Source organism: Cryobacterium aureum, from assembly GCF_002954245.1.
In the GTDB taxonomy this organism is placed as follows: Bacteria; Actinomycetota; Actinomycetes; order Actinomycetales; family Microbacteriaceae; genus Cryobacterium; species Cryobacterium aureum.
In genome coordinates this window covers 506,668-527,297 of record NZ_PPTG01000048.1, presented here as the reverse complement: position 1 = coordinate 527,297, position 20,630 = coordinate 506,668, and the positions used below count along the sequence as shown (strand labels likewise).

Below are 20,630 nucleotides of genomic sequence, written 5' to 3'. Positions count from 1 at the left end.
CGACAATCAGTTGACGCCCAGAATGTCCACCGCATACACCAGCGTTGAATTAGCCGGAACCTGGCCTTGCGCCGCTGCGCCAAAGCCCAGGGCGGGCGGAATAACGACGACCAGCTGCGAGCCAATGGTCTGACCAGAAATCGCGGTCGCCAGGCCCTGGGGAAGGTCGGAAAGTGGCACCACCCGAGGAGTTCTCGTCGCCCAAGTGGAATCGAAGACCTTGTCACTCGCCCATGACAGGCCGGTGTAGTGGATCACGACGGTAGCGTCTGACGCGACTTTCTCGCCAGTTCCCTTCTTGAGCACACCGAATTCCAACTCCTTCGGCACATCAGCGGAAGGAAGGACGATTCCGGGGGTGCCGTCGGCATCCAGGACTACGGCAGGAAGACCGTTGGCGACGGCCTGGTCGGCTCCATCGGCTCGCGGCAGGAATGCCTTCACGATGTCAACGACGAAAACGAGGGAATCCGTCGCGCCAACGCGCAACTGATCGTTGACACCGATACCGTCGTCCGGCGCGATGACGACCGCGATGCGCTCACCCACGCGCGCACAGACCAGACCGGCGACAATTCCCGGAATGGTAGCGTCACCCAGACCGAGCGCTATGGCCGTACTGCCGTCGAAAGCGCTCAGTTGCAGGGGCTCGCCGGTCGTGCCGTTGTACAGGTTCGACTCGACGGAGACCATCTGGCCGGGAAGGATCTTCTGCCCGGAACCCGCGATGATTTCGGTGCGCTGAGTGGTGGATGACTTCAAGGGTGTGGGAAAGCTGACGTCCGGAACTGCGCCAAAGTCCCCGTTCACCGAGACCAGTTTCGAAGCAGCGCCCGAAGGTGCCCCGGTTTCACAGGATGCCTGAGCAGTGCCGGGGGTGGCACACGCCGTCAGTGCCGTCATCACGAGGCCGGCGGTGATGATCAGCGCGGATGCTTTGCGCACAGGTCCTTCTTTCGGTACAGGGTGGTGCGCAGCGTGGATCTGTTGCGCGGGTGTGAGGTGGGTGCGGTTGAAACTGGGGCGCAGGCTTCGGCGTGGTACAACCTGAAGGGCCGAACCTATCCTAACCGGCGTCGAGGTCTCGAGCCTTGGAGAGCTCCGCGCTGGATCCCGCGGCGCGCACGCGTTTGCGCATGACCTTCGCGCTGACGTTGCGCTCACCGAGCGCTCCCGGCGTCCAGGCTTCGACATCGGCGTCGCTGAAGTCCGTCTTCGACGGACGCCGTTTCAATTCGGGCAGGATCGTGTCGGGAGCGAGGCGACGAGCTGTGATCAGGAAGCCGGTGTGGCCGATCATCCGGTGGTCGGGTCGTACCGCGAGACCTTCCACATGCCAACCGCGAATCATCGTTTCGTTGGAATCCGGATTGGTGTACAAGCCGGTACCGCGGATGGCCTCGGCCACGCGAGACAGCTGCGTCACCGTGGCGACATAGCACAGCAGCACTCCACCGGGCTTGAGAGCGTCTGAGACGGCGCCCAGGCATTCCCAGGGGGCCAGCATGTCGAGGACGACCCGGTCGACGCTCTGGGACGGCATGGTGTCGGGAAGCGTCTCGGCGAGGTCCCCGAGCGTGATGGTCCAGTTTTGCGGATCGTTTCCGAGAAAGGTGGCGATGTTGTCGCGGGCGACGTCGGCGAATTCTTCACGCCGTTCAAAGGATGCGAGGCGGCCGGCCGGTCCGATGGCGCGCAGCAGCCAGAGTGAGAGCCCCCCCGAACCGACGCCGGCCTCGACCACGGTGGCGCCCGGAAAGATGTCCGCCTGCGCCAGAATCTGGGCAGCATCCTTGGGATAGATGATGGCGGCACCGCGTGGCATGCTCATCACGAAGTCCACGAGCAGCGGGCGCAGCGCGAGGTGTTCGACGCCGACGTTGTTGGTGACGACCGAGCCGTCCGGCTGACCGATGATGTCGTCGTGCGCGAGAATGCCGCGATGGGTGTGAAAGGTCAGGCCTTCCTGCAGGGTGATGGTGTTCATGCGCCCTTTGGGCCCGGTGAGTTGCACCCGGTCGCCGATGCGGAAGAGTCCACTATTTTGAATAACCTGGTTGCTGCTCATGCGAGTGGTGCGCTTTCGTTGCGGGCGAACCCGATGGGGGCGAGAGGATGAACGGGAGCGGCTGAATCGGAATGCTCCGACGATTGAAACAGCTCCGCAATGTCGTGGATCGTTCGCCCGTCGAGCGTCGACCAGCGAGTGTACACGGCGCTCTCCGGCAGGTCGACCTGGTGGGGAACTGCGATGGTGATGGTGCCAGCAGCGACAGCGGATGCGACACCGGGCACGGAATCCTCGATCGCGATGCATTCCGCCGGGTCGACGCCGAGTCGCGCGGCGGCGACCAGGTAGGGATCCGGATGCGGCTTGCTGTTTTTCACCATGTCGCCGGCGACGACAACGTCGAAGGCGGCGAAATCGATGAGGTCGATGATCTGGCGGGCCATGCGCTCCACCGACATGGTGACGAGCGCGGTCGGTACGCCGGCGATCTTCAGTTGCTGCAGGAGCTCACGAGAACCTGGACGCCAGGGAATACCGTGTTCGGCCAGCTGTTCCTGCACGCGGTCGGTGAGGCGCGCGACGATGGCATCAGGCGTAAGGTCTACGCCTCGGGCTTGCAGGATCGCGGCCGAGTTCCACAACCCGGACCCGACCAGCAGCATTCCGTCATCGTGGGTCCAGACGCCGCCGAATTCGGCCACCAGCTCGGTTTCCGCACGCATCCAATACGGTTCGGTGTCAACGATCGTGCCGTCCATGTCCCACAGAACGGCGGCGGGAAGGGAAGCGGGCGTGGGCAACGGCAGAGGAAAAACATTCACGGGGTTCAAGTGTAGGGCCACCGCCTATCCTTGACTGAAGGCCCTCCACGCGGAAGGCACGAGGAATTGAGGACAAACACGGTGGCTGACGGTAATGGGTTTCTGGGCGGACGGCTGCTGGTCGTTGCTTTCGAAGGCTGGAACGATGCCGGCGAGGCCGCGACCGGCGCGGTTCGCGCGCTGAAAGACCTTCTCGACGTCGAGATGATCACCGAGGTCGATCCGGAGTTGTACTTCGACTACCAGTTCAACCGGCCGACGGTGTCAACGAATGAAGCTGGCGTGCGCGCGCTCGGCTGGCCGAGCGCAATCATGTACGGTCCGACGACCCCCGGTGCGGCGAATGTGCCGCTGGCCGAAGACGCGCAGCTGCGGGTCAGTGGAACGAATGCCGGCAATATCTACCTGCTGATCGGGACCGAGCCGTCGCGCAGTTGGAAGAGTTTTGCTGCGGAGATTCTCGACGCCGCCCTCGCCGCTGACGTGAGCGGCGTCGTGTTCCTCGGCGCGATGCTCGCCGACGTTCCGCACACCCGGCCCATTTCGATCTTCGTGTCGAGTGATAACACCCAGGTGCGCGCCGAGCTGCAAATCGAACGCAGCAATTACGAGGGGCCCGTCGGGATTCTCAGCGTCCTGTCGGACGCCGCCGAGACGGTGGGCATTCCTACCCTGTCGATTTGGGCATCCGTTCCCCACTACGTGCACAACGCACCGTCGCCCAAGGCGATGCTCGCGTTGATCGACAAGCTGGAAGAGGTCATCGACGTGGTGATACCCCGGGGCGCATTGGTGACCGAGGCGGCCGAATGGGAGAGCGGGATCGATGTGCTGGCCGGCGAGGACGAGGAGATGGCCGCCTACATCGCTCAGCTGGAGCAGGCCCGCGACACCGTTGACTCGCCGGAGGCGAGTGGCGAAGCGATCGCCCAGGAATTCGAGAAATACCTGCGCAAGCGCGGCACCGACGGACGCGACGGACGCGACGGACGCGATGGACGTGCCGACGGCCGTCCCGACGGCCCCGGTACCAGGCCAGACGGGCCACGGCACTAAGCACCGGCACTCGACCCCGGTTCAGCGGCACGCGCACGTCGTGGTGCCTACAGGGCGACGCCGAGCAGCGCGCTGATGGCCTGATTGACCAGTCCGACGTCATCGATCGGCTTGGCGACCGCGTCATCGATGAGCTGCAGGGCCGCTGGCGTATCCAGGTCATGGCGGAGCGCCAGGCGGAGATCGCCCACCAGAGCGGCCGCCGAACCAGATGTCGCCGTCACGTCAGCGCTCTCGGAGGCGTTCGCGGCTGCAGTGCCGACCGACGCAGTGCCGACCGACGCTGCGCCGACCGACTCTGCGCCGAAGGCCGCAGACCAAATGGACAGGCGCTCGACGGCCTCATCCAGAAGAGCCGCGGTCCACTCCCAGTCCGTGCGGTAATGGCGGGCCAGCAGAGCGAGTCGAATCGCTCGGGGATCAACATTCTGGGCACGAAGTCCCGAAACCAGAACGAGGTTGCCGAGCGACTTGCTCATCTTCTCGCCGCGGTAAGCGACCATGCCGGTGTGGCTGTAGACCCCGGCAAGCGGATGCCCGGACAACGCCTCGGCGTGCCCGGCACTCATATCGTGGTGCGGAAAGATCAGGTCTGACCCGCCGCCCTGCACGGTGAAGTCCGTGCCAAGTTCCTTGAGGGCGATGACCGAACACTCGATGTGCCAACCGGGGCGCCCAGCGCCCACGGCCGATTCCCAGGCCGGTTCACCGGCACGCGCCGCCTTCCAGAGCAGCGGGTCAAGGCGATCGCGCTTGCCCGCCCGGTCGGGGTCTCCCCCGCGCTCGGCGAACAGGCGGAGCATGCTGGCCTGGTCGAGGTTGCTTTCGTCGCCCAGGGTCCACTCGGTGCTGGCTTCGGCGGCCTGAATGTCGAAGTAGAGGTCGGCGGCGATGGTTCCGTCGGCGCCGGCGATGGCGTCGTCGGTCGGCACCGGGTAGGCCAGTCCGGCTTCCTGCAGCAGCGCGACGGCAGCGGCGACCTCGTCGATGACCTCGGTCACGGCGACAAAGTCGTTCGGCGGAATGATTCCGAGAGCTTGCATGTCGGTGCGGAAGAGTTCAACCTGCGACTCGGCCAGGTCGCGCCAGTCGACACCGGTGGCGCTCGCGCGCTCCAGGAGCGGGTCGTCGACATCCGTCACGTTCTGGGCGTAGTGCACGCGAAACCCGGCGTCGATCCAGACCCGCTGCAGGGTGTCGAAGGCGAGGTAGGTGTTCGCGTGGCCGATGTGGGTTGCGTCGTAGGGCGTGATGCCGCAGACGTAAAGGCGGGCGGCATCGCGCGGTTGGGCCAGCACCAGGCTGTCGGTTTTTGTGTCGTGGAGCCAGGGTGCACCCGACTCGCCGGGGACAGAGTCAATTTCGGGTCGTTCCCATGCACGCATTCAATCAGCCTAGCTTTCCCTGGGCAGCGCTTCGCGCGCCGGCCTGGCCGGGCTCGCTACTGCTAAGCCGAGATGACGTTGGTGCCGAGGAGCACGAATAGCACGATGCCGAGCAGGATGCGATAGATCACGAACGGCAGAAAGCTGCGCTTGGAGATGTAGTTCATGAAGAAGGCGATCACGCCGAGACCCACGAAAAAGGCGATGATCGTTGCCACGAGGGTTTCGAGCGGTCCGAAAATTTCTGGAGTGCAGGTGGTCGCGCCGGCCAGGCAGGGATCGGCGATGGACTTGTAGACCTGGTAAAAGCCGCTGCCGAGCACGGCGGGAATCGCCAGCAGGAAGGCGTAGCGGGCCGCAGCGGCGCGCTCGTAACCGAGGAACAGCCCGGCGGTGATGGTACCGCCTGACCGGGACACCCCTGGGATGAGCGCGAGAGCCTGGGCGAAACCGTAGATTGCGCCGTGCCCGTAGGTGATGTCCTGCAGTCGGCGCCGCTTGGCACCGACTTGGTCGGCGATACCGAGCAGAATTCCGAAGACGATGAGCATGGTGGCGGTGATCCAGAGCGAGCGCAGCACGGTCTCGATCTGATTCTGAAACAGCAGGCCGAGAACGATGATGGGCAGCGAGCCCAGGATGATCAGCCAGCCCATGCGGGCATCCGGATCCTTGCGGGAAACCCGACCGGTGAGAGATTTCGCCCACTGGCCGATGATGCGCACGATGTCACGCCAAAAGAAGATGACGACCGCAGCCTCGGTACCGATCTGGGTGATGGCCGTGAACCGAGCCCCCGGGTCTTCACCGGTGCCGAGAAACTGGCCGACGATGGTGATATGGGCGCTCGACGACACCGGAAGGAACTCGGTCAACCCCTGAACGAGGCCCAGGATGATGGCATTCAGAAAATCCACACGCTTCGCTTTCTCGGATTACTCGGAATATTCGGGCTACTCAAATTGTCCAGCGAGCCCGGACGCACCTGGGTCAGGCAGGGCTCAGGTCAATAGCTGGACAGCAGGTCGGTCAGAACCTGCCTGCCAAACACTAATGCGTCCAGCGGCACCCGCTCATCCACCCCGTGGAACATTGCAGGAAAGTCCAAGTCAGCCGGGAGGCGAAGCGGTGCAAAGCCGTACCCCTTGATGCCGAGGGTACTCAGCGCCTTGTTGTCCGTTCCTGCCGACAACAGGTACGGCAACACCGGTGCCCCGGGGTCGTGGCGCTCCAGGGTGCCCACGACCGCCTCGATCAGGGGTCCGCTGAATTCGGTCTCCAACCCGATGTCGCGGTGCATCGTGACGATCTCTATGTCGGAACCGACAATCTCCTGAATCTGGGCGAGTACGAGGTCTTCCTCGCCCGGCAGCGAACGAATGTCGATGAGCGCTTCGGCCATATCGGGGATTACGTTGTGCTTGTAACCGGCGGTCAGTCCGGTGGGGTTGGCCGTCGTGCGCAGGCTGGCCTGGATGAAACCGGATGCTGTGCCGGTAGCCAGGGCGAGCTCGTCGGGGCCGACCCGTTGCGGATCGACATCGAGAATGCGGGCGATTTCGCCGAGCAGCTGCTCGGTCGTATCGGTCAGGCGAATCGGCCATTCGTGCCGCCCGAGTTTCGCCACGGCCTCCGCGAGCCGGGTGACGGCGTTGTTCGGGTGCATACGGGAGCCGTGTCCGGCCTCACCGCGCGCGACGAGCTTGACCCAGATCAGCGCCTTCTCCCCGGTTTGCAGCAGGTAGGCACGTTTGCCGCCGAGAGTGATCGAGTAGCCGCCGACCTCGCTGATCGCTTCGGTGGCCCCGTCGAACAGGTGCGGATGCGCTTTGACTAGAAAGTGCGAGCCGAGCACGCCGCCCGCCTCCTCATCGGCGAAGAACGCGATGACAAGGTCACGCTCCGGTGCGCCTTGGGCGCCGATCACGTCCTGCAGCGAGGCCAGGATCATCGCGTCCATGTTCTTCATGTCGACAGCGCCACGACCCCAGAGCAGTCCGTCCTTGATGACGCCGGCGAACGGGTCGACGCTCCAGTTGGCCGCGTCGGCCGGTACGACATCGAGATGACCGTGCACGACCAGGGCTGGTCGCGACGCATCGCGTCCCTTCACCCGCGCCACCACACTGGTGCGGCCCGGTTCGGAATCGAACAGCTCGGGTTTCAGGCCGAGGGCGCGCAGCTTCTCGGCCACGTACTCGGCGGCATCCGTTTCGCCGTTGGAACGCCCCTCACCGTAGTTCGTGGTGTCGAAGCGGATGAGATCCCGCGCGATCTTCGCAGTCAGATCAAGTTTCTGGGCGAGCGCTATCGGCGGGCGAGCCACTGATTCAGCGGATTTTGCGGCCGGGGGCATGTTCGAAAGGGAAGCCATGGTCAAACGCTACCCGTCGGCACCGGTGCCGGTGACACAACGGGGGTTCTAATCCGTGCTAAGTTATTACCTCGGCAGCCGGTTCATCCGGAGGCCGTTTCACCCAGTCCGGGTGGCGGAATTGGTAGACGCGCTGGCTTGAGGTGCCAGTGCCCGTTAAGGGCGTGTGGGTTCAATTCCCATCTCGGACACGGAGATTTCTTTCGAGAGATCAACGAGGACTGGTTGAGACAGTTCACAGGGCCGGATCCATTGGATCCGGCCCTGTCTCGTTGCTAGGCTCCGTCAGGACAGGATGTCCTTGGTCACGAACCGGCTGTAGGCCAACGCCCCGAAAATGGCCAGGTAGCACAGCTGCAGGATCGCATTCTGCCCGAACGAGCCGAGGTCGAGAGGCTGCCGCAGCAGGTCAGCGAAACCGAGCCAGTAGTGGCTGAACAGCCACGGGTGCAGCCAGGACAGCTGCGGGATGACATCGAGGATCTGCGCGACCACCGAGACCACGATCGTCGCCGCCATGGCCCCGACGGGAACGTCGGTGAGCGTAGAGATGAACAGCCCGATCATGGACAGGCCCAGCAGGGACACCGTGACATAGGAGGCCACCAGCAGTGAGCGCGCGAGCGATTCGCTGACGCTGATGGTGTCGCCGGAGAGCAGCGTGACTGGACCGACCGGGAACAGTACCGCCCCGATGATCGCTCCGGACACCGTGAGGGTCAGCGTCGCCACCAGGCAGAACAGGGCAGCTCCGGCGTATTTGACGAGCAGGAGCCGCACGCGGCCGGCCGGCGCCACCAGCAGGTAGCGCAGGGTGCCGAGGCCGGCTTCCCCGGCGATGGTATCCCCCGCGACCACTCCAATGGTCAGCGGCAGGAACAGCGGAATGGCAACGACCATCGCGGTGAAGCCGACGAACAGGCCGTTCTGGGTCACTCGATCCAGAAACGGCGGTCCTTCCCCCGGGGCCAGTGCCTCCGACGACAGTCGCACGGCCACAGCGAGCAGAATCGGGATGAGGGCCACGGCGGCCAGCATGGCGCAGGTTCGGCGTCGACGGAACAGTACCGAGATTTCGGAACCAAGCAGCGACCATCCGCTGCTGCTGCGCTTTGGCATTACGCTCGGTCGCGCACCTCGCCGCACGTCACTGGACGACATCGAACCCCTCCCCGGTCAGAGCGACGAAGCGTTCCTCGAGGCTGGGGTCCTCGATCGCGAAGCCGCGAATGCGCACCCCGCCGGCCACGAGAGCGGTCACGATCGCCTCAGGGAGCCAGCTATCACCGACCAGCGGTGCAACCACGACGTTCGGGTCAGGATCGTCCAGCGGAGCGCGCGTTGGCTCCAGCCCCAGGTGGGTCAGTACGCGGAGGGCGCCCGCGGTATCCGGTGTGCGCACGCGTATCCGGGCCTCCCCAACTGCGCGCAGGGCGGCCAGGGTGCCCTGCGCAACGATGCTGCCGGCGCTCATCACTGCAGCGTGCGTGCACATCTGCTCGACCTCGGCCAGCAAATGGCTGGAGACGAACACGGTCGTTCCCTCGGCAGCCAGGGAGCGCACGAGGCTGCGCACTTCCCGGGTGCCCTGGGGGTCGAGGCCGTTTGTGGGCTCATCGAGGATGAGCAGCTCCCTGGGGAGCAGCAGGGCGTTGGCAATGCCCAGCCGCTGCTTCATGCCCAGTGAATAGGCCTGCACCTTTTTGTCGGCGGCGTGGGTGAGGCCCACGCGTTCCAGGGCCAGGTGCACCCGGGCGCGGCGGGTCTGACCTGGCGCGTGCCGATCGGCGGTGTCCAGCCGGCGCAGATTGGCCGCCCCGGAGAGAAAGGGATAGAACGCGGGACCTTCAACCAGGGCGCCGACGCGGGGTAGCACCTCGTGCAGCCCGGCCGGCATGCTCTGGCCGAGCACGGTGATCGTTCCGCTGGTGGCCTGGCTGAGGGCCAGCAGCATACGAATCGTGGTGGTTTTACCGGAACCGTTGGGACCGAGAAAACCAAATACGGAGCCGCGGGGAACAGTGAGGTCGATGCCGTTAACCGCAGTTTGGCGGCCAAACCGTTTGGTGAGACTCCGACTCTCGATGGCGAGGCTCTGGGCGGGCGGGGTGAGCTCCGGGGTGACGCTAGTCACGGTATTGTTCGAAACGTTGCCGTGACGACCGCTGCGATGCGGGTCACTCGGCGGCGGCCTGGAGCTGCGCCAGTGGAACTGCACCGGCGAAGACGCGACCGTCGGCGGCCAGGAATACCGTCAGGAGCGACGTGGTCAGGGCTCGTCCACCCGCGACGGTTTCGGTGAGCTGCTCGAGCATGGGGTTATCGCCTAACTCGGCCGGTACTGCGGTGGCGGGCACCTCGACGATGCTGGACCAGCCCGTGCCCGTGACGACCGGGGAATCCACCGCTGCCGGGCTGTGGTCGCCCGGGTGGCTGTCGGTAGCGCTGTCAGCGCCGTCGGGCCTGGTCGGTAGTGCCTGCTCCGTCACCGCGGCGGTGGCCGGCGGCACGAAATCGAACAGGTCAGCGTTCGGAGCCGCGAAGTCAATGGCGGTGAATCCCACCATCAGAGCCGGAGCATTCTGCCCCTGAGCTTCGACGGTCACCTGCAGCGGCAGGCCGGTCTCAGAGTCCACCGCGATCGAAACGGATGCGACGAGGGTGTCGGTCGTTTTCGGAGTCAGCACCAGCTGATAGACGCTGCGCCCGGCGACCCGGGTGTCGGTGCCGACCGAGACCGTTGTACTCGGGTCTAGGTTTTCAAGAAAACGCTCGGCGACCTGAGCCGGAGTCGACAGGTCGGCCGGGAGCTTCGAGTCGAGTTCAGCGGCCTTCGACTGGGCGGTGGCCAGAAGATCGGCCGGAATGCTCAGGTGGGTCGCCGCGTTGGTGCTCGAGTCGTACAACCAGACGTCGCTGCCGTTGTGCACGACATCGCGTTCAGCCATGCGGTCCTTGATTTGTACGCGGGACTGGCTCTCGCCACCGACGTACACGCGAAACTCGTGGGAGCCGCTGAGCAGTTCGATGGCCGTGCTCACGGCATCGGCCGACGACATCCCGGCACCGGAATCGCTCGTGCCTTTCGGCATGGCCCCTGACATGCCCGCGCCCAGGTCGAGACTGGGCAGGCCAAGATCAGTGGATTGGGCGACCGTTCCCGAGAAGGTCGACACCGTGCTGTCGTTGACCAGGAGCAGAACCTGCTCGGCCGTCTTGTCGGGCAAATCGACGGCAGCACCGGCCGCAAGCGGCACGGCGATGACAGCTGCGACGACGACGGCAGGTACGACGACGGCCGGAAGCCACTTCAATGATTTGCGGGACATGGTCAACGACCCGATGCGTTCAGATTCATACCTGGATCGTACGCCCCTTGCGGTGCCCATCGGCTGCCCGATCAGCGTACTTTCAGCAGCGCGGAGGGCGGGTCAGCTCGGTTCGGGCGGGCTCAGCGCCTCATCGGTGATGCCGATGAACTGGCTGCCGATGCCGTCACACTCGGTGCGGCCAAAGCCGGCGGCCGGTTCGGGCAGTTCATCGAAACCGTGGTTCGAACAACTGATGTAGGTAAACGTCGGCCACCACTTCTTGGGGCGTACAGCTTCGGTGTATCCACAGATCGTGCAGGTCAATTGCACCCAAACGGGCTTCTTTCCGGTGCGATTGGCGCGCGACTGCACCAGCCAGGCCGGCGGTTCGGCCTCGAGTTTGGCGAGTTGGCCCTCGCTGAGGCGCGACGGGATCCCGTGGCGTGCCGCCATTTCCAGCGGTATGTCCAGGCGCAGTGCTACTTCTCGTCGCGTAATCATCTTTCTACAACGATAGGCGTTTGGTTGGCCGGGCGCAGCATCCACTACAAGCTGCGGCCCGATTCAGCTGCGACCCTTGTGGAACAATGGCGACATGCCTGCTCCCCTGCCGCCGCTCGGACTGCTCCTCGATGTCGACGGCCCGATTGCGAGCCCGATCACGCGCACCATTGCGACGCCGAGCATTCTCGCGGACCTGATCACTCTGGCGGCCGGACACGTACCGATCGCATTCATCACCGGGCGTTCAGCCGACTTTATTCGGGAACAAGTTGTCGATCCGCTCGTCGAGGCAGGGCTGCCTGAGACCTTTCGCATGTACGGCGTCTGTGAAAAGGGCGCGGTGTGGTTTCCGATCGGGCCTGACGGCATGGGGGACGTCATCGTCGATCAGAGTGTTGCCCTGCCGGCGTCCGTCATCGACGACGTGCGTCAGCTGGTTGTTGACTCGTTCGCAGCCGAGATGTTCTTTGACGAGACCAAGCAGGCGATGATCTCGGTCGAACAGCGCACAGATGTGAGCCATGCGGACTTTCTCGCCCGCCAATCTGCATTCAACGACGCCGCTTTTGCGCTCATGGTGAACCATGGGCTCGGCGTGCGTCTCGACGATCGCCGGTCGCCCGACGAATCTGGTCAAATTCCGTTTCGGCTGGACCCCACCATCATCTCAACCGATATCGAGTCGGTCACGCTCGACAAAGACCATGCCGCGAAGCGAGCCCTCGCCCACTTCTCCAAGAGCGGCCCGTTGCCCCGACTCTGGCGATCAATGGGCGATTCCCGCAGCGACTATCGCATGGCCGATCACCTGCACGAGGCCGGCTACGACGTATCCCACGTCGACGTACGCCCGTCCGACGGCATTCTGGATCGGCCGTACCCCGTGATCGTGATCGGCGACCAGATCCACGACGAGGCAGGGGCAACCTTTCTGCGGTACTGGGTGAAGAAGCTGGCCCTGCCGGCCTAGGTATTCACGAAGCGGATGCCGTTTTGCAGGGTGCTGCGCAGCTCGAAAACTTTCTCGAAGCTGCCGCGTTCCATACCGGTCAGTCCCTCGCGCAGCACGCCGACCAGGCGGGACCGCGGAATCACAATGATCATCGGTCGCCTGCCCCGCTTGGGCAGCGAGACCGGTCCATCAAGGGTGCCGTCGGGAAGTACGACGATCAGCGCGGTGAAGCGTACCTTCAGCGTTCGACTGATCGAGCGGGCGGCATCCTCGAACTGGTGAATCGGGCGATCCTCCTCCGGCAGTTCATCGCCGACCAGTTCGCCGCGGCGCAACTGCACTTGGCCGCCCCAATCTTCAGAGAGCAGACCGAAGAGTCCGGCCGGGCCGAGGACGATGTGGTCGAGTTTGTCGGTCTGACCCCCGGTGTCGATGTCGTGCCAGGCCGTGAAACCAATGCCGAGATTGGCCACAAGCTGGGCTGTGGCCTCTTCGGCCAGCGCCTTCGCCAGGCAGTGCCGCACAAGTTTCGGGGCGCTGCGAATCAGCGCGGGGGCGTACGGATCGCTAATGACCGTGCCGCGGCCAGCCCATTCGCGCACTAAATCGAGGTATCTCAGGCGCGCCTGGCCGCCTGGGTGGCCGTGCATGCGGGTTTTCAGGCTGGATTTGGTGGCGGGGCCGCGGGCGGAGGGGGCGGCGTAGGCATCCGCCGGAGCGGACTGCTCTGGATCACCGAAGCGGCGACGATCGTAGGCGGCCCGGTTCTCCGGACTGCCGATGCGTTCCCAAGCGAGCTGCACGGCATGGAATTTGGTGGCGCTGCCGCCGACATCGGGGTGGGTCTGACGCAGTAGCAACCGATAGGCGCGACGCAACTCATCCTCGGTCGCGGTTGGGCTCACTCCGAGGACCTCGTAGGGGGTGGATGCGGCCGGGCTGTCTTGCATCCTGGGCGGGACCTCTCGTATTCGACGACAATCGATGCGAAATCGACCGAGAACCCACAATACAGTGCGATTCTGACACTGCGCCGAGCGTGCGCTGTGCGGGTGACCGGTCCATTCTGGACCCGATCAGCCTGTGACCATTGAGTCCTATTGGCCGGGCTCGCGAGCCTCGGCGCCATCGTCGTGCTGCTGCTCGGGACCTCGTGGCTGGGCAGTACAACTAGACGGCCAACCAGCGGGCCTGAGCCTAGTTGCGCAGCAGGTGAAATGGGATGGCCATGGCGATGGCCACGCACAGGATTCCGCCGATGAAAATCGGCGCCATCAGCGAGGTGACCGAGAAGGCCAGGCCGAACAGCCAAAAACCGAAGACGAAGATCGCAAACGCGACGATGAAGGCGACAATGTTCATGGCTGTTCCTTTCAGTGCAGCGCCCGCGCAAGTGTGCAGCCACTGATTTGAACGTACAGAGTATTAGTACTAAATCGAGCGTACCGGTTGGGGCCGAGTGCGATTACATCGAATCGTTGTCGACCGGCTCGATCAGTTCGGGGCCGTTACCCGTTAACGGCGCAACCTGGTAAAAGTTGAGCGATTCCACCACCTCGCGGGACGCCGCCACTGCGGCATCCACCAGGGATTGATCGCCCTCGGTGGCGGGATCCAACCACTGGTCCCACCAATCCTCCGGCAGGGCGACCGGGGTGCGGTCGTGAATCTGCGCGAGCGGGCCCTGGGCCTCCGTGGTCAAAATTGTTGCTGAGAGCACCCACCGAGCCGGATCGGCGTCAGCGGCGGCCGGATTCTTCCACCAGGAATACAGGCCGGCTAACGCGAGCGGCAGGCCATCGTCCGAGTGGATGAAGTACGGCGTTTTGACGGTGCCTTCGGTGTGCCACTCGAAGTAGCCGGTCGCCGGAACCAAGGCACGCCGTGACCTGACACTGGTCTTGAACGTCGGCTTTTCAGCGGCGGTTTCTGCCCGAGCGTTAAAGGTCGGAAATTTCGACGTCGGTTCGGTCGCAAAAGACGGGATCAGCGACCAGCGTGCCGATTCCAAGCGGCGCACGGCCGGGTCGGTGCGTTTGGATTCGAGCACGATCGGAATCTGCTCGGTAGGCCGGATGTTCCACGACGGCTCCGGGAGGTTCTCCCCCTCATGCTCGACATCGAACATGGCCGCCAGATCCGGCGCCGTATCGGTAATGATGAATCGACCACACATATTTTCAGAATACCGCGTCCTACCGGGGCGCAGAGCGGACGTCGGCTAGCGTCGATGCAATGGACGATCGATACAGTGCAGACGTGCTCTCCCCCGGCTGGCGCGACGCCGGCCGCATAATCATTCCGACCCAGGAGGCCACCCGTGACCTGGTCGTCGAAGAAATCGCCACCGGATTCTGCGGTGCCGTCATCCGCGTGGAGAAGAAAATCGTCACACTGGAAGATCGGCACGGCAAACTGCGTCTGTTTCCGCTCGGTTCCGGCTTTCTGATCGACGGGCGCCCGGTCACCCTGATCGCTCCGACAATGGCCGCGGCGCTGGGACGCGTACGCACGGCCTCGGGCTCGACCGCTGTGCCGAACGCTCCGGCCCGGATCGCTCGCGCCAGCCGCATCTTTGTGGAGGGACGGCATGACGCCGAGCTGGTGGAAAAGGTCTGGGGCGCCGACCTGCGCATCGAGGGGGTCGTCGTGGAATACATCGAGGGTGTCGATAATCTCGACGAAATCCTTCGAGAATTCCGTCCGGGCTCGGGGCGTCGGGTGGGAGTTCTGGTGGATCACCTCGTGCCGGGCTCGAAGGAGAGCCGCATTGCCGAAGCGGTGGCGCGCGGGCCGTATGCGGCGAGCGTGCTGGTGGTTGGGCATCCGTTCGTCGACGTCTGGCAATCTGTGAAACCGGCCCGGGTGGGCCTCACGGCGTGGCCGGAGATACCTCGGAGTGTCGAGTGGAAACACGGCATCTGCGACGCGCTTGGCTGGCCGCGCGAGGAGCAGGCCGACATCGCCAGGGCCTGGCAGCGCATTCTCGGCCAGGTGCGCACGTTTGCCGACCTGGAACCGCAACTTCTCGGCCGAGTGGAACACCTGATCGACTTTGTGACAGCCGAGTGACACGCCGGGAACAGTATTTCGCGATGCTCCCAGAGGGCCGGCTGCCAGTGGTAGACCCGGAGTTCACCGTTTTTTTACTGCAAACGTAACGCTTTCATGTCAAAAAAGCTGGGAATTCCGAAACCATCCAGACATGTGGGCTAGTGTTGGACTCGAAGTTGTAGTGCTTGCACGTCTTAAACGCACTGATCGTGATTCATCTGGATCGTAGTCAGTGCGCCACATTCCTTTCGGAAGCGGACGACGAATACCGCGACGAACGGTCCCGACAGTCGGGGCCGGTCTAACACTCCTGGAGGAGTTTTACAAATGGCAACAGGTACCGTGAAATGGTTCAACGCTGAAAAGGGCTTCGGCTTTATCGCACCCGACGACGGAAGCGCCGATGTTTTCGCGCACTACTCCGCGATCGCGTCGAATGGCTACAAGTCCCTCGACGAGAACCAGAAGGTCGAGTTCGAGGTAACCCAGGGCCCCAAGGGTCCTCAGGCCGAGAACATCCGCGCCCTCTAAATAGAGCTTGCGAAGAACGCCTCCCGCTCACGCGGGGGGCGTTCTTGTTTTAAGCGGATGCGCCCGCCCGCTGATGCCGGGGCAGGCCACCGGTTACTTCACCAGGTCCTGCCAGCCATCGCCGTCGACATACTCAAAGATGAGGTTGGTCTCGGTGTGGGCGACTGCCGGATGCTCGGCCAGGTGCTCGAGCACGAAGTCACGCAAGTGGGACGCATCCGCTGCGGCCACGTGCAGCAGGTAGTCGTCGGCACCAGCCGTGTGGAACAGCCCGATCACACCGGGCCAGTGCGGGGCGGCGTTCCGAAAGTCGTCGATCTGCACCCGGGCGTGCTTGGCCAGCCGCACCGAGATAAGCGCCTGCAGGCTGGCACCAAGGGCAGCCAGGTCGATATTGGCCCGGTAGCCACGAATGTGGCCGAGCTGCTGCAGGCGACGCAGGCGCAACGACACAGTGGACTCGGCAACGCCGATTTCACTGGCCAGGGCAGCTCCCGAAGCCCTGGCATTGACCGACAGGGCGCGCAACAGCGCGCGGTCAACCCGATCAAGTTCCGGCTTCTTCGATTCCATCAACAGACTCCCTCGTTACTAAGGAGTTTATGCGATTCGGGTCTTGGATTTGCAAGGGTCTGCAGGGTCACTTGCGCGGGCGCACAGAATCTGTTTCTGTGAGGGCATGCTGCCACCGATGTCACATATTGAAACCCTTGCCGTGCATGCCGGAATGGACGGCCTCACCGAGGCCAGCGTTCACGTTCCGAGTATCGACCTATCCACCACCAATCCGCTGCGCGGCGTGGAGTCCGGCGGTGAGTCGTACGAGAATCTCGCGACCGGCGGAACCCCGAAACCAGGGGACTCGGCCGTGTACCAGCGCCTCTGGCAGCCCGGAGTCGCCCGCTTCGAAAGCGCGCTCGCGGCGTTGGAACAAGCCGAAGGCACAGTCGCCTTCGCGACCGGAATGGCCGCCCTCACCGCGACCCTGATCGCGACGGTCACCGCCGGCAAACCGCACATCGTCGCCCTGCGACCGCTGTATGGTGGGACCGATCACGTCCTGGCGAGCGGGCTGCTCGGCACAACGGTCACCTGGACCGATCTGGTCGGGCTGACCGCGGCCATCCGCTCGGACACCGGCCTGGTCATTCTGGAGACGCCGGCCAACCCGACCCTTGAACTGACCGATATTCGGGCGGTCGTCGACGCGGCCGGCGACGTGCCGGTGCTGGTGGACAACACCTTTGCCACTCCCGTACTTCAGCGTCCGCTGCAGTGCGGCGCCACGCTCGTGCTGCACAGCGCAACCAAGTTTCTCGGCGGACACGGCGACGCCATGGGCGGGACTGTCTCCGGGCCCGACGAGTGGATGGTGCGCCTGCGGCAGGTGCGGGCGCTCACCGGTGGGCTGCTGACCCCGTTCAATGCCTACCTGCTGCACCGCGGATTGCGTACCCTTCCGGTGCGGGTACGCGCCCAGCAGGCGACGGCGGCGGAAGTGGCGAGTCGACTGGCTGGACACCCGGCTCTGGTGCGTGTGCTCTACCCCGGCCTGCCCGGCCAGGATCCGCAGGGGTTGATCGGGCGGCAGTGCTCGGGCGCCGGGTCGCTCCTCGCCCTAGATCTCGGCGGCTACGCGGCGGCCCTGCGTTTCACCGAGGCACTGCGTCTGATCACCCACGCCGTGTCGCTCGGCGGTGTCGACTCCCTGGTGCAGCATCCGGCGTCACTCACGCACCGACCGGTCGCGCCCGACGCCCGGCCGGCCGCCGGGATCGTGCGGATCTCCATTGGGCTGGAGCACGTAGACGACCTGATGGACGACATTCTGACCGCCCTGTTGGTGGCCCGGGTGCCGGTCGGTGCGGGCAGCAGCTACGGTGAAGCCGGCTAGATCGGGCAGCCGCTCGGGAGTTTCGCTGAATCAGCTGCGGCCGAGGCGCCGGCGCAGCAGGTCGATGCGCATCTGCAGCTGGGTGACGCTGGCCTGGGCAACGGCAGGCCCGCCACAGATTCGCCGCATCTCGGCGTGGATCATGCCGTGCGGTTCATTAGCCAGCTTCGACCACATGCCGACCAGGCTCGACAGCAGGGTGCGCTGTTCCTTGAGGGTGCGATACAGGGGCGGCGGCTCAAGCGGGGCGATTTCACCGGTCACCGGGTCTTTGCGCTTATCGGTGGAGCGCTTGGACTGCCGCGACTGGCGTTGCCGAAGCAGCTCAGAGACCTGCTCCGGCTCGAGCAGGCCCGGGATACCGATGAAGTCGAACTCCTCGTCGGTGCCAGGCTCAGCCAGCTCGCCGAATTCATCTCCGTCGAACATGACCATGTCGAAGGTGGCCTGGGAGTCGAGGGCCTGCCAGGTGAAATCGTCCAGGCCGAGGTCATCGGACGCTTTCTCCTCCTTGTTCGCCGCGGCGACCATGGCGTCTTCGGGGTTGTACATGCCGTCGTCGCCGTCTTCACGGTTGCTGCGATCGAGGGCGTGGTCGCGTTCCAGCTCGAGCGCGTTGGCCAGGCTGAGCAGCCCGGGAACGTTCGGCAGAAAAATGGATGCAGTCTCACCGCGTCGCCGCGCCCGCACAAACCGGCCGATCGCCTGGGCGAAGTACAGCGGGGTCGCTGCGCTAGTCGCGTAGACGCCGACGGCGAGGCGCGGAACGTCGACGCCCTCTGACACCATGCGCACAGCCACCATCCAGCGGCGGGTGTTCTTGGAGAACTCATCGATGCGGTCGCTCGCCTCCTTCTCGTCGGACAGCACGATAGTGACCGGCTCGCCACAGATGTCCTCGAGGATGACCGCGTAGGCGCGTGCGGTGGTCTGGTCGGTGGCGATGACGAGGCCGCCGGCATCCGGTATTCCGTGCCGCACTTCGGTCAGGCGCGAGTTGGCGGCACGCAATACGGAGGGGATCCACTGGCCGCTCGGCTCGAGCGCGGTGCGCCAGGCCTGGCTGGTGATGTCCTTGGTATTGCCCTCGCCGAGCTTGGCTTCCATCTCGTCGCCGGCGCGGGTGCGCCACTTCATGTGCCCGGCGTAGACCATGAACATCACCGGGCGCACGACGCCGTCGGCCAGGGCGCGCCCGTAGCCGTAGGCGTAGTCGCTCTGCGACATGCGGATGCCGTGCTTATCGGGCAGGTAGCTGACGAACGGGATGGGCGAGGTGTCCGAGCGGAACGGAGTGCCGGTAAGGGACAGACGGCGAGTGGCCGGGCCGAAGGCCTCGCGGATGGCGTCGCCCCAGCTCAGGGCGTCTCCTCCGTGGTGGATCTCGTCGAGGATGACGAGCGTACGACTCGACTCGGTGAGCTGCTTGTGGAGGGCGGCACGCGCCGCCACCTGCGCGTAGGTCACCACGACGCCGTGGTAGTGGCTGCCGTAACTGCGGTCGGCGTTCTTGAACATGGGATCCAGACGGATGCCCGCGCGCGCCGCGGCATCCGCCCACTGGTTCTTGAGATGCTCTGTCGGCGCCACGACGGTGATGCGATCGATGGTGCGCCGGGACCGAAGTTCAGCAGCGAGTCGCAGGGCAAACGTGGTCTTGCCGGCGCCCGGCGTGGCCGCGGCCAGAAAGTCGCGCGGTTCGTGCACGAAATAGGCTTCAAGCGCCTCGGCCTGCCAGGCACGCAGTTTGCCGGCGGTGCCCCAGGCGGCGCGTTCGGGGAAGGACGGCGACAGGTGTTCGGCTGCACTCGTTCCCTGTGCGGGACCGAAAACCGATGGAGTATTCACTTCTGACAAATCTACCAAAGGCCACCGACGTTCGCGTGCGCCGGGTTCGACCAGCGGGGGCTGTTCAGACAGAATGGGTCGATGACGAAGCAACAGCATCCATGGTCGCGCTACGTCGCGCTCGGCGATTCATTCACCGAGGGCATCGGCGATCCGGAAGAGCAGAGCCCCGGCGGGCACCGCGGCTGGGCTGACCGGGTCGCCGAAATTCTCAGTGACGGCACCGAGGATTTCGCGTACGCCAACCTGGCCGTGCGCGGCAAACTCATCCGGCAGATTGCCGATGAGCAGATCGAACCAGCTCTGGCCCTGCGCCCGGATCTGATCACCATCTCGGCTGGCGGCAACGACGTGATTCGCCCTGGAACCGACCCGGACGTCATCGCGGCCCGCTGTGACGAAGCCATTTCCCGTTTGACCAGCGACGGCGCGACGGTCGTGCTGTTCACCGGCGCCGATGTGGGCTTCTCCCCCGTTTTTCGCAGCATCCGCGGCAAGGTCGCCATCTACAACGAGAACATCCGCGCGATCGCCACGAAGTACGACTGCATAGTGGCCGACATGTGGCAGCTCACCGAGATTCAGGACCCGCGCAGGTGGGCGCCCGACCGATTGCACCTGAACGCGCTCGGGCACCACACGGTCGCGCGCATGGTGTTGCAGACCCTCAACGTGCGCAATTCCCTCGAACCGAGTGAACCCGAGCCGATGCCGGGCACCACCTGGCGACAGGCTCGCACGGAAGACCTCGCCTGGGCTCGGGAATACCTGGTGCCCTGGGTGCTGCGCCGGGTGCGCCACCAGTCCTCTGGCGACCACGTGCTGCCCAAGCGGCCCGATGCCGGCCCGTTCACGCTCCCCCCGGTCTGACCGGAGTTTCCCGCATTCG

General features: G+C 64.7%; 21 protein-coding genes and 1 tRNA gene. 7 read left to right on the top strand and 15 right to left on the bottom strand.

Annotated elements, in window-relative coordinates:
* Positions 1-6: 6 nt before the first annotated feature.
* From CJ028_RS19295 to CJ028_RS19285, 3 genes are all read right to left on the bottom strand, one after another.
* Positions 7-945 carry an FKBP-type peptidyl-prolyl cis-trans isomerase gene (locus CJ028_RS19295; protein WP_105036775.1) on the bottom strand — a complete coding sequence of 313 codons (939 nt, stop codon included), beginning with the start codon at positions 943-945 and terminating at the stop codon, positions 7-9.
* A gap of 121 nt (positions 946-1,066) precedes the next feature.
* Positions 1,067-2,068, bottom strand: coding sequence for a tRNA (adenine-N1)-methyltransferase (locus CJ028_RS19290; RefSeq protein ID WP_105036774.1), 1,002 nt, complete (start codon positions 2,066-2,068; stop codon positions 1,067-1,069).
* Entirely contained in the window at positions 2,065-2,832 is a 768-nt protein-coding gene (locus CJ028_RS19285) for an HAD family hydrolase (RefSeq protein WP_276309404.1), read from the bottom strand. The genes CJ028_RS19290 and CJ028_RS19285 overlap by 4 nt, the downstream gene beginning before the upstream one ends.
* A gap of 81 nt (positions 2,833-2,913) precedes the next feature.
* Here CJ028_RS19285 and CJ028_RS19280 point away from each other — a divergent pair, with 81 nt between their 5' ends.
* Positions 2,914-3,888, top strand: a complete 975-nt coding sequence (locus tag CJ028_RS19280; RefSeq protein ID WP_105036773.1) for a proteasome assembly chaperone family protein — start codon at positions 2,914-2,916, stop codon at positions 3,886-3,888.
* 47 nt (positions 3,889-3,935) lie between these two features.
* Here CJ028_RS19280 and mshC read toward each other — a convergent pair whose 3' ends face one another.
* From mshC to CJ028_RS19265, 3 genes are all read right to left on the bottom strand, one after another.
* Positions 3,936-5,273 carry a cysteine--1-D-myo-inosityl 2-amino-2-deoxy-alpha-D-glucopyranoside ligase gene (mshC, locus tag CJ028_RS19275; RefSeq protein ID WP_105036772.1) on the bottom strand — a complete coding sequence of 446 codons (1,338 nt, stop codon included), beginning with the start codon at positions 5,271-5,273 and terminating at the stop codon, positions 3,936-3,938.
* A 62-nt stretch (positions 5,274-5,335) separates the two neighbouring features.
* A complete protein-coding gene (locus tag CJ028_RS19270) occupies positions 5,336-6,190 on the bottom strand; it encodes an undecaprenyl-diphosphate phosphatase (RefSeq protein WP_105036771.1) in 855 nt (284 codons plus the stop codon).
* Between the two features lie 89 nt (positions 6,191-6,279).
* Entirely contained in the window at positions 6,280-7,629 is a 1,350-nt protein-coding gene (locus CJ028_RS19265; RefSeq protein WP_105036959.1) for a M20/M25/M40 family metallo-hydrolase, read from the bottom strand.
* Positions 7,630-7,753: 124 nt separating this feature from the next.
* On the opposite strand from CJ028_RS19265, the gene CJ028_RS19260 reads away from it, so the two are divergent.
* Positions 7,754-7,838 (top strand) — tRNA-Leu (locus CJ028_RS19260).
* 94 nt (positions 7,839-7,932) lie between these two features.
* Here the strand turns inward: CJ028_RS19260 and CJ028_RS19255 are convergent.
* The 4 genes from CJ028_RS19255 to CJ028_RS19240 all read right to left on the bottom strand — a co-directional run bounded on the left by CJ028_RS19255 (position 7,933) and on the right by CJ028_RS19240 (position 11,459).
* On the bottom strand, positions 7,933-8,766 hold the full coding sequence (locus tag CJ028_RS19255) for an ABC transporter permease (protein ID WP_105036770.1): 834 nt from the start codon (positions 8,764-8,766) through the stop codon (positions 7,933-7,935).
* Between the two features lie 28 nt (positions 8,767-8,794).
* Positions 8,795-9,781, bottom strand: a complete 987-nt coding sequence (locus CJ028_RS19250) for an ABC transporter ATP-binding protein (protein WP_105036958.1) — start codon at positions 9,779-9,781, stop codon at positions 8,795-8,797.
* Positions 9,782-9,824: 43 nt separating this feature from the next.
* Positions 9,825-10,976, bottom strand: coding sequence for a LolA family protein (locus tag CJ028_RS19245; protein ID WP_240607427.1), 1,152 nt, complete (start codon positions 10,974-10,976; stop codon positions 9,825-9,827).
* A gap of 102 nt (positions 10,977-11,078) precedes the next feature.
* The gene (locus CJ028_RS19240; protein WP_105036769.1) at positions 11,079-11,459 is read right to left on the bottom strand and encodes a hypothetical protein; all 381 of its coding nucleotides are present in this window, start codon (positions 11,457-11,459) and stop codon (positions 11,079-11,081) included.
* A gap of 94 nt (positions 11,460-11,553) precedes the next feature.
* Here CJ028_RS19240 and CJ028_RS19235 point away from each other — a divergent pair, with 94 nt between their 5' ends.
* Positions 11,554-12,432, top strand: a complete 879-nt coding sequence (locus CJ028_RS19235) for a hypothetical protein (RefSeq protein ID WP_205684098.1) — start codon at positions 11,554-11,556, stop codon at positions 12,430-12,432.
* Here CJ028_RS19235 and CJ028_RS19230 read toward each other — a convergent pair.
* The 3 genes from CJ028_RS19230 to CJ028_RS19225 all read right to left on the bottom strand — a co-directional run bounded on the left by CJ028_RS19230 (position 12,429) and on the right by CJ028_RS19225 (position 14,590).
* A complete protein-coding gene (locus CJ028_RS19230; RefSeq protein ID WP_105036768.1) occupies positions 12,429-13,364 on the bottom strand; it encodes a nuclease-related domain-containing protein in 936 nt (311 codons plus the stop codon). The genes CJ028_RS19235 and CJ028_RS19230 overlap by 4 nt on opposite strands.
* 247 nt (positions 13,365-13,611) lie before the next feature.
* Complete coding sequence (locus tag CJ028_RS21115) at positions 13,612-13,776, bottom strand: hypothetical protein (RefSeq protein WP_167395152.1); 165 nt, start codon at positions 13,774-13,776, stop codon at positions 13,612-13,614.
* 103 nt (positions 13,777-13,879) lie between these two features.
* On the bottom strand, positions 13,880-14,590 hold the full coding sequence (locus CJ028_RS19225) for an SOS response-associated peptidase (protein ID WP_105036767.1): 711 nt from the start codon (positions 14,588-14,590) through the stop codon (positions 13,880-13,882).
* 59 nt (positions 14,591-14,649) lie between these two features.
* Here CJ028_RS19225 and CJ028_RS19220 point away from each other — a divergent pair, with 59 nt between their 5' ends.
* Positions 14,650-15,486 carry a DUF3097 domain-containing protein gene (locus CJ028_RS19220; protein WP_105036766.1) on the top strand — a complete coding sequence of 279 codons (837 nt, stop codon included), beginning with the start codon at positions 14,650-14,652 and terminating at the stop codon, positions 15,484-15,486.
* A 309-nt stretch (positions 15,487-15,795) separates the two neighbouring features.
* Entirely contained in the window at positions 15,796-15,999 is a 204-nt protein-coding gene (gene cspE, locus CJ028_RS19215) for a transcription antiterminator/RNA stability regulator CspE (RefSeq protein ID WP_035840308.1), read from the top strand.
* A 93-nt stretch (positions 16,000-16,092) separates the two neighbouring features.
* On the opposite strand, the gene CJ028_RS19210 is transcribed toward cspE, so the two are convergent.
* A complete protein-coding gene (locus CJ028_RS19210) occupies positions 16,093-16,572 on the bottom strand; it encodes an Lrp/AsnC family transcriptional regulator (protein ID WP_092107921.1) in 480 nt (159 codons plus the stop codon).
* A gap of 118 nt (positions 16,573-16,690) precedes the next feature.
* Between CJ028_RS19210 and CJ028_RS19205 the strand changes: the two genes are divergently transcribed.
* On the top strand, positions 16,691-17,893 hold the full coding sequence (locus CJ028_RS19205; protein ID WP_205684097.1) for a trans-sulfuration enzyme family protein: 1,203 nt from the start codon (positions 16,691-16,693) through the stop codon (positions 17,891-17,893).
* Positions 17,894-17,923: 30 nt separating this feature from the next.
* Here the strand turns inward: CJ028_RS19205 and CJ028_RS19200 are convergent, their stop codons facing one another.
* Complete coding sequence (locus CJ028_RS19200) at positions 17,924-19,741, bottom strand: DEAD/DEAH box helicase (protein WP_092340139.1); 1,818 nt, start codon at positions 19,739-19,741, stop codon at positions 17,924-17,926.
* Between the two features lie 81 nt (positions 19,742-19,822).
* On the opposite strand from CJ028_RS19200, the gene CJ028_RS19195 reads away from it, so the two are divergent.
* The gene (locus tag CJ028_RS19195) at positions 19,823-20,611 is read left to right on the top strand and encodes an SGNH/GDSL hydrolase family protein (RefSeq protein WP_105036763.1); all 789 of its coding nucleotides are present in this window, start codon (positions 19,823-19,825) and stop codon (positions 20,609-20,611) included.
* Positions 20,612-20,630 lie beyond the last annotated feature (19 nt).

What these genes read in the sequence shown, in the direction of transcription:
- CJ028_RS19290 (WP_105036774.1), bottom strand. Translation starts at nt 2,068, where the DNA reads ATGAGCAGCAACCAGGTTATTCAAAATAGTGGACTCTTCCGCATCGGC.
- mshC (WP_105036772.1), bottom strand. Translation starts at nt 5,273, where the DNA reads ATGCGTGCATGGGAACGACCCGAAATTGACTCTGTCCCCGGCGAGTCG.
- CJ028_RS19265 (WP_105036959.1), bottom strand. Translation starts at nt 7,629, where the DNA reads ATGCCCCCGGCCGCAAAATCCGCTGAATCAGTGGCTCGCCCGCCGATA.
- CJ028_RS19255 (WP_105036770.1), bottom strand. Translation starts at nt 8,766, where the DNA reads ATGCCAAAGCGCAGCAGCAGCGGATGGTCGCTGCTTGGTTCCGAAATC.
- CJ028_RS19245 (WP_240607427.1), bottom strand. Translation starts at nt 10,976, where the DNA reads ATGTCCCGCAAATCATTGAAGTGGCTTCCGGCCGTCGTCGTACCTGCC.
- CJ028_RS19240 (WP_105036769.1), bottom strand. Translation starts at nt 11,459, where the DNA reads ATGATTACGCGACGAGAAGTAGCACTGCGCCTGGACATACCGCTGGAA.
- CJ028_RS19235 (WP_205684098.1), top strand. Translation starts at nt 11,554, where the DNA reads ATGCCTGCTCCCCTGCCGCCGCTCGGACTGCTCCTCGATGTCGACGGC.
- CJ028_RS19230 (WP_105036768.1), bottom strand. Translation starts at nt 13,364, where the DNA reads ATGCAAGACAGCCCGGCCGCATCCACCCCCTACGAGGTCCTCGGAGTG.
- CJ028_RS21115 (WP_167395152.1), bottom strand. Translation starts at nt 13,776, where the DNA reads ATGAACATTGTCGCCTTCATCGTCGCGTTTGCGATCTTCGTCTTCGGT.
- CJ028_RS19225 (WP_105036767.1), bottom strand. Translation starts at nt 14,590, where the DNA reads ATGTGTGGTCGATTCATCATTACCGATACGGCGCCGGATCTGGCGGCC.
- CJ028_RS19220 (WP_105036766.1), top strand. Translation starts at nt 14,650, where the DNA reads ATGGACGATCGATACAGTGCAGACGTGCTCTCCCCCGGCTGGCGCGAC.
- cspE (WP_035840308.1), top strand. Translation starts at nt 15,796, where the DNA reads ATGGCAACAGGTACCGTGAAATGGTTCAACGCTGAAAAGGGCTTCGGC.
- CJ028_RS19210 (WP_092107921.1), bottom strand. Translation starts at nt 16,572, where the DNA reads ATGGAATCGAAGAAGCCGGAACTTGATCGGGTTGACCGCGCGCTGTTG.
- CJ028_RS19205 (WP_205684097.1), top strand. Translation starts at nt 16,691, where the DNA reads ATGTCACATATTGAAACCCTTGCCGTGCATGCCGGAATGGACGGCCTC.
- CJ028_RS19195 (WP_105036763.1), top strand. Translation starts at nt 19,823, where the DNA reads ATGACGAAGCAACAGCATCCATGGTCGCGCTACGTCGCGCTCGGCGAT.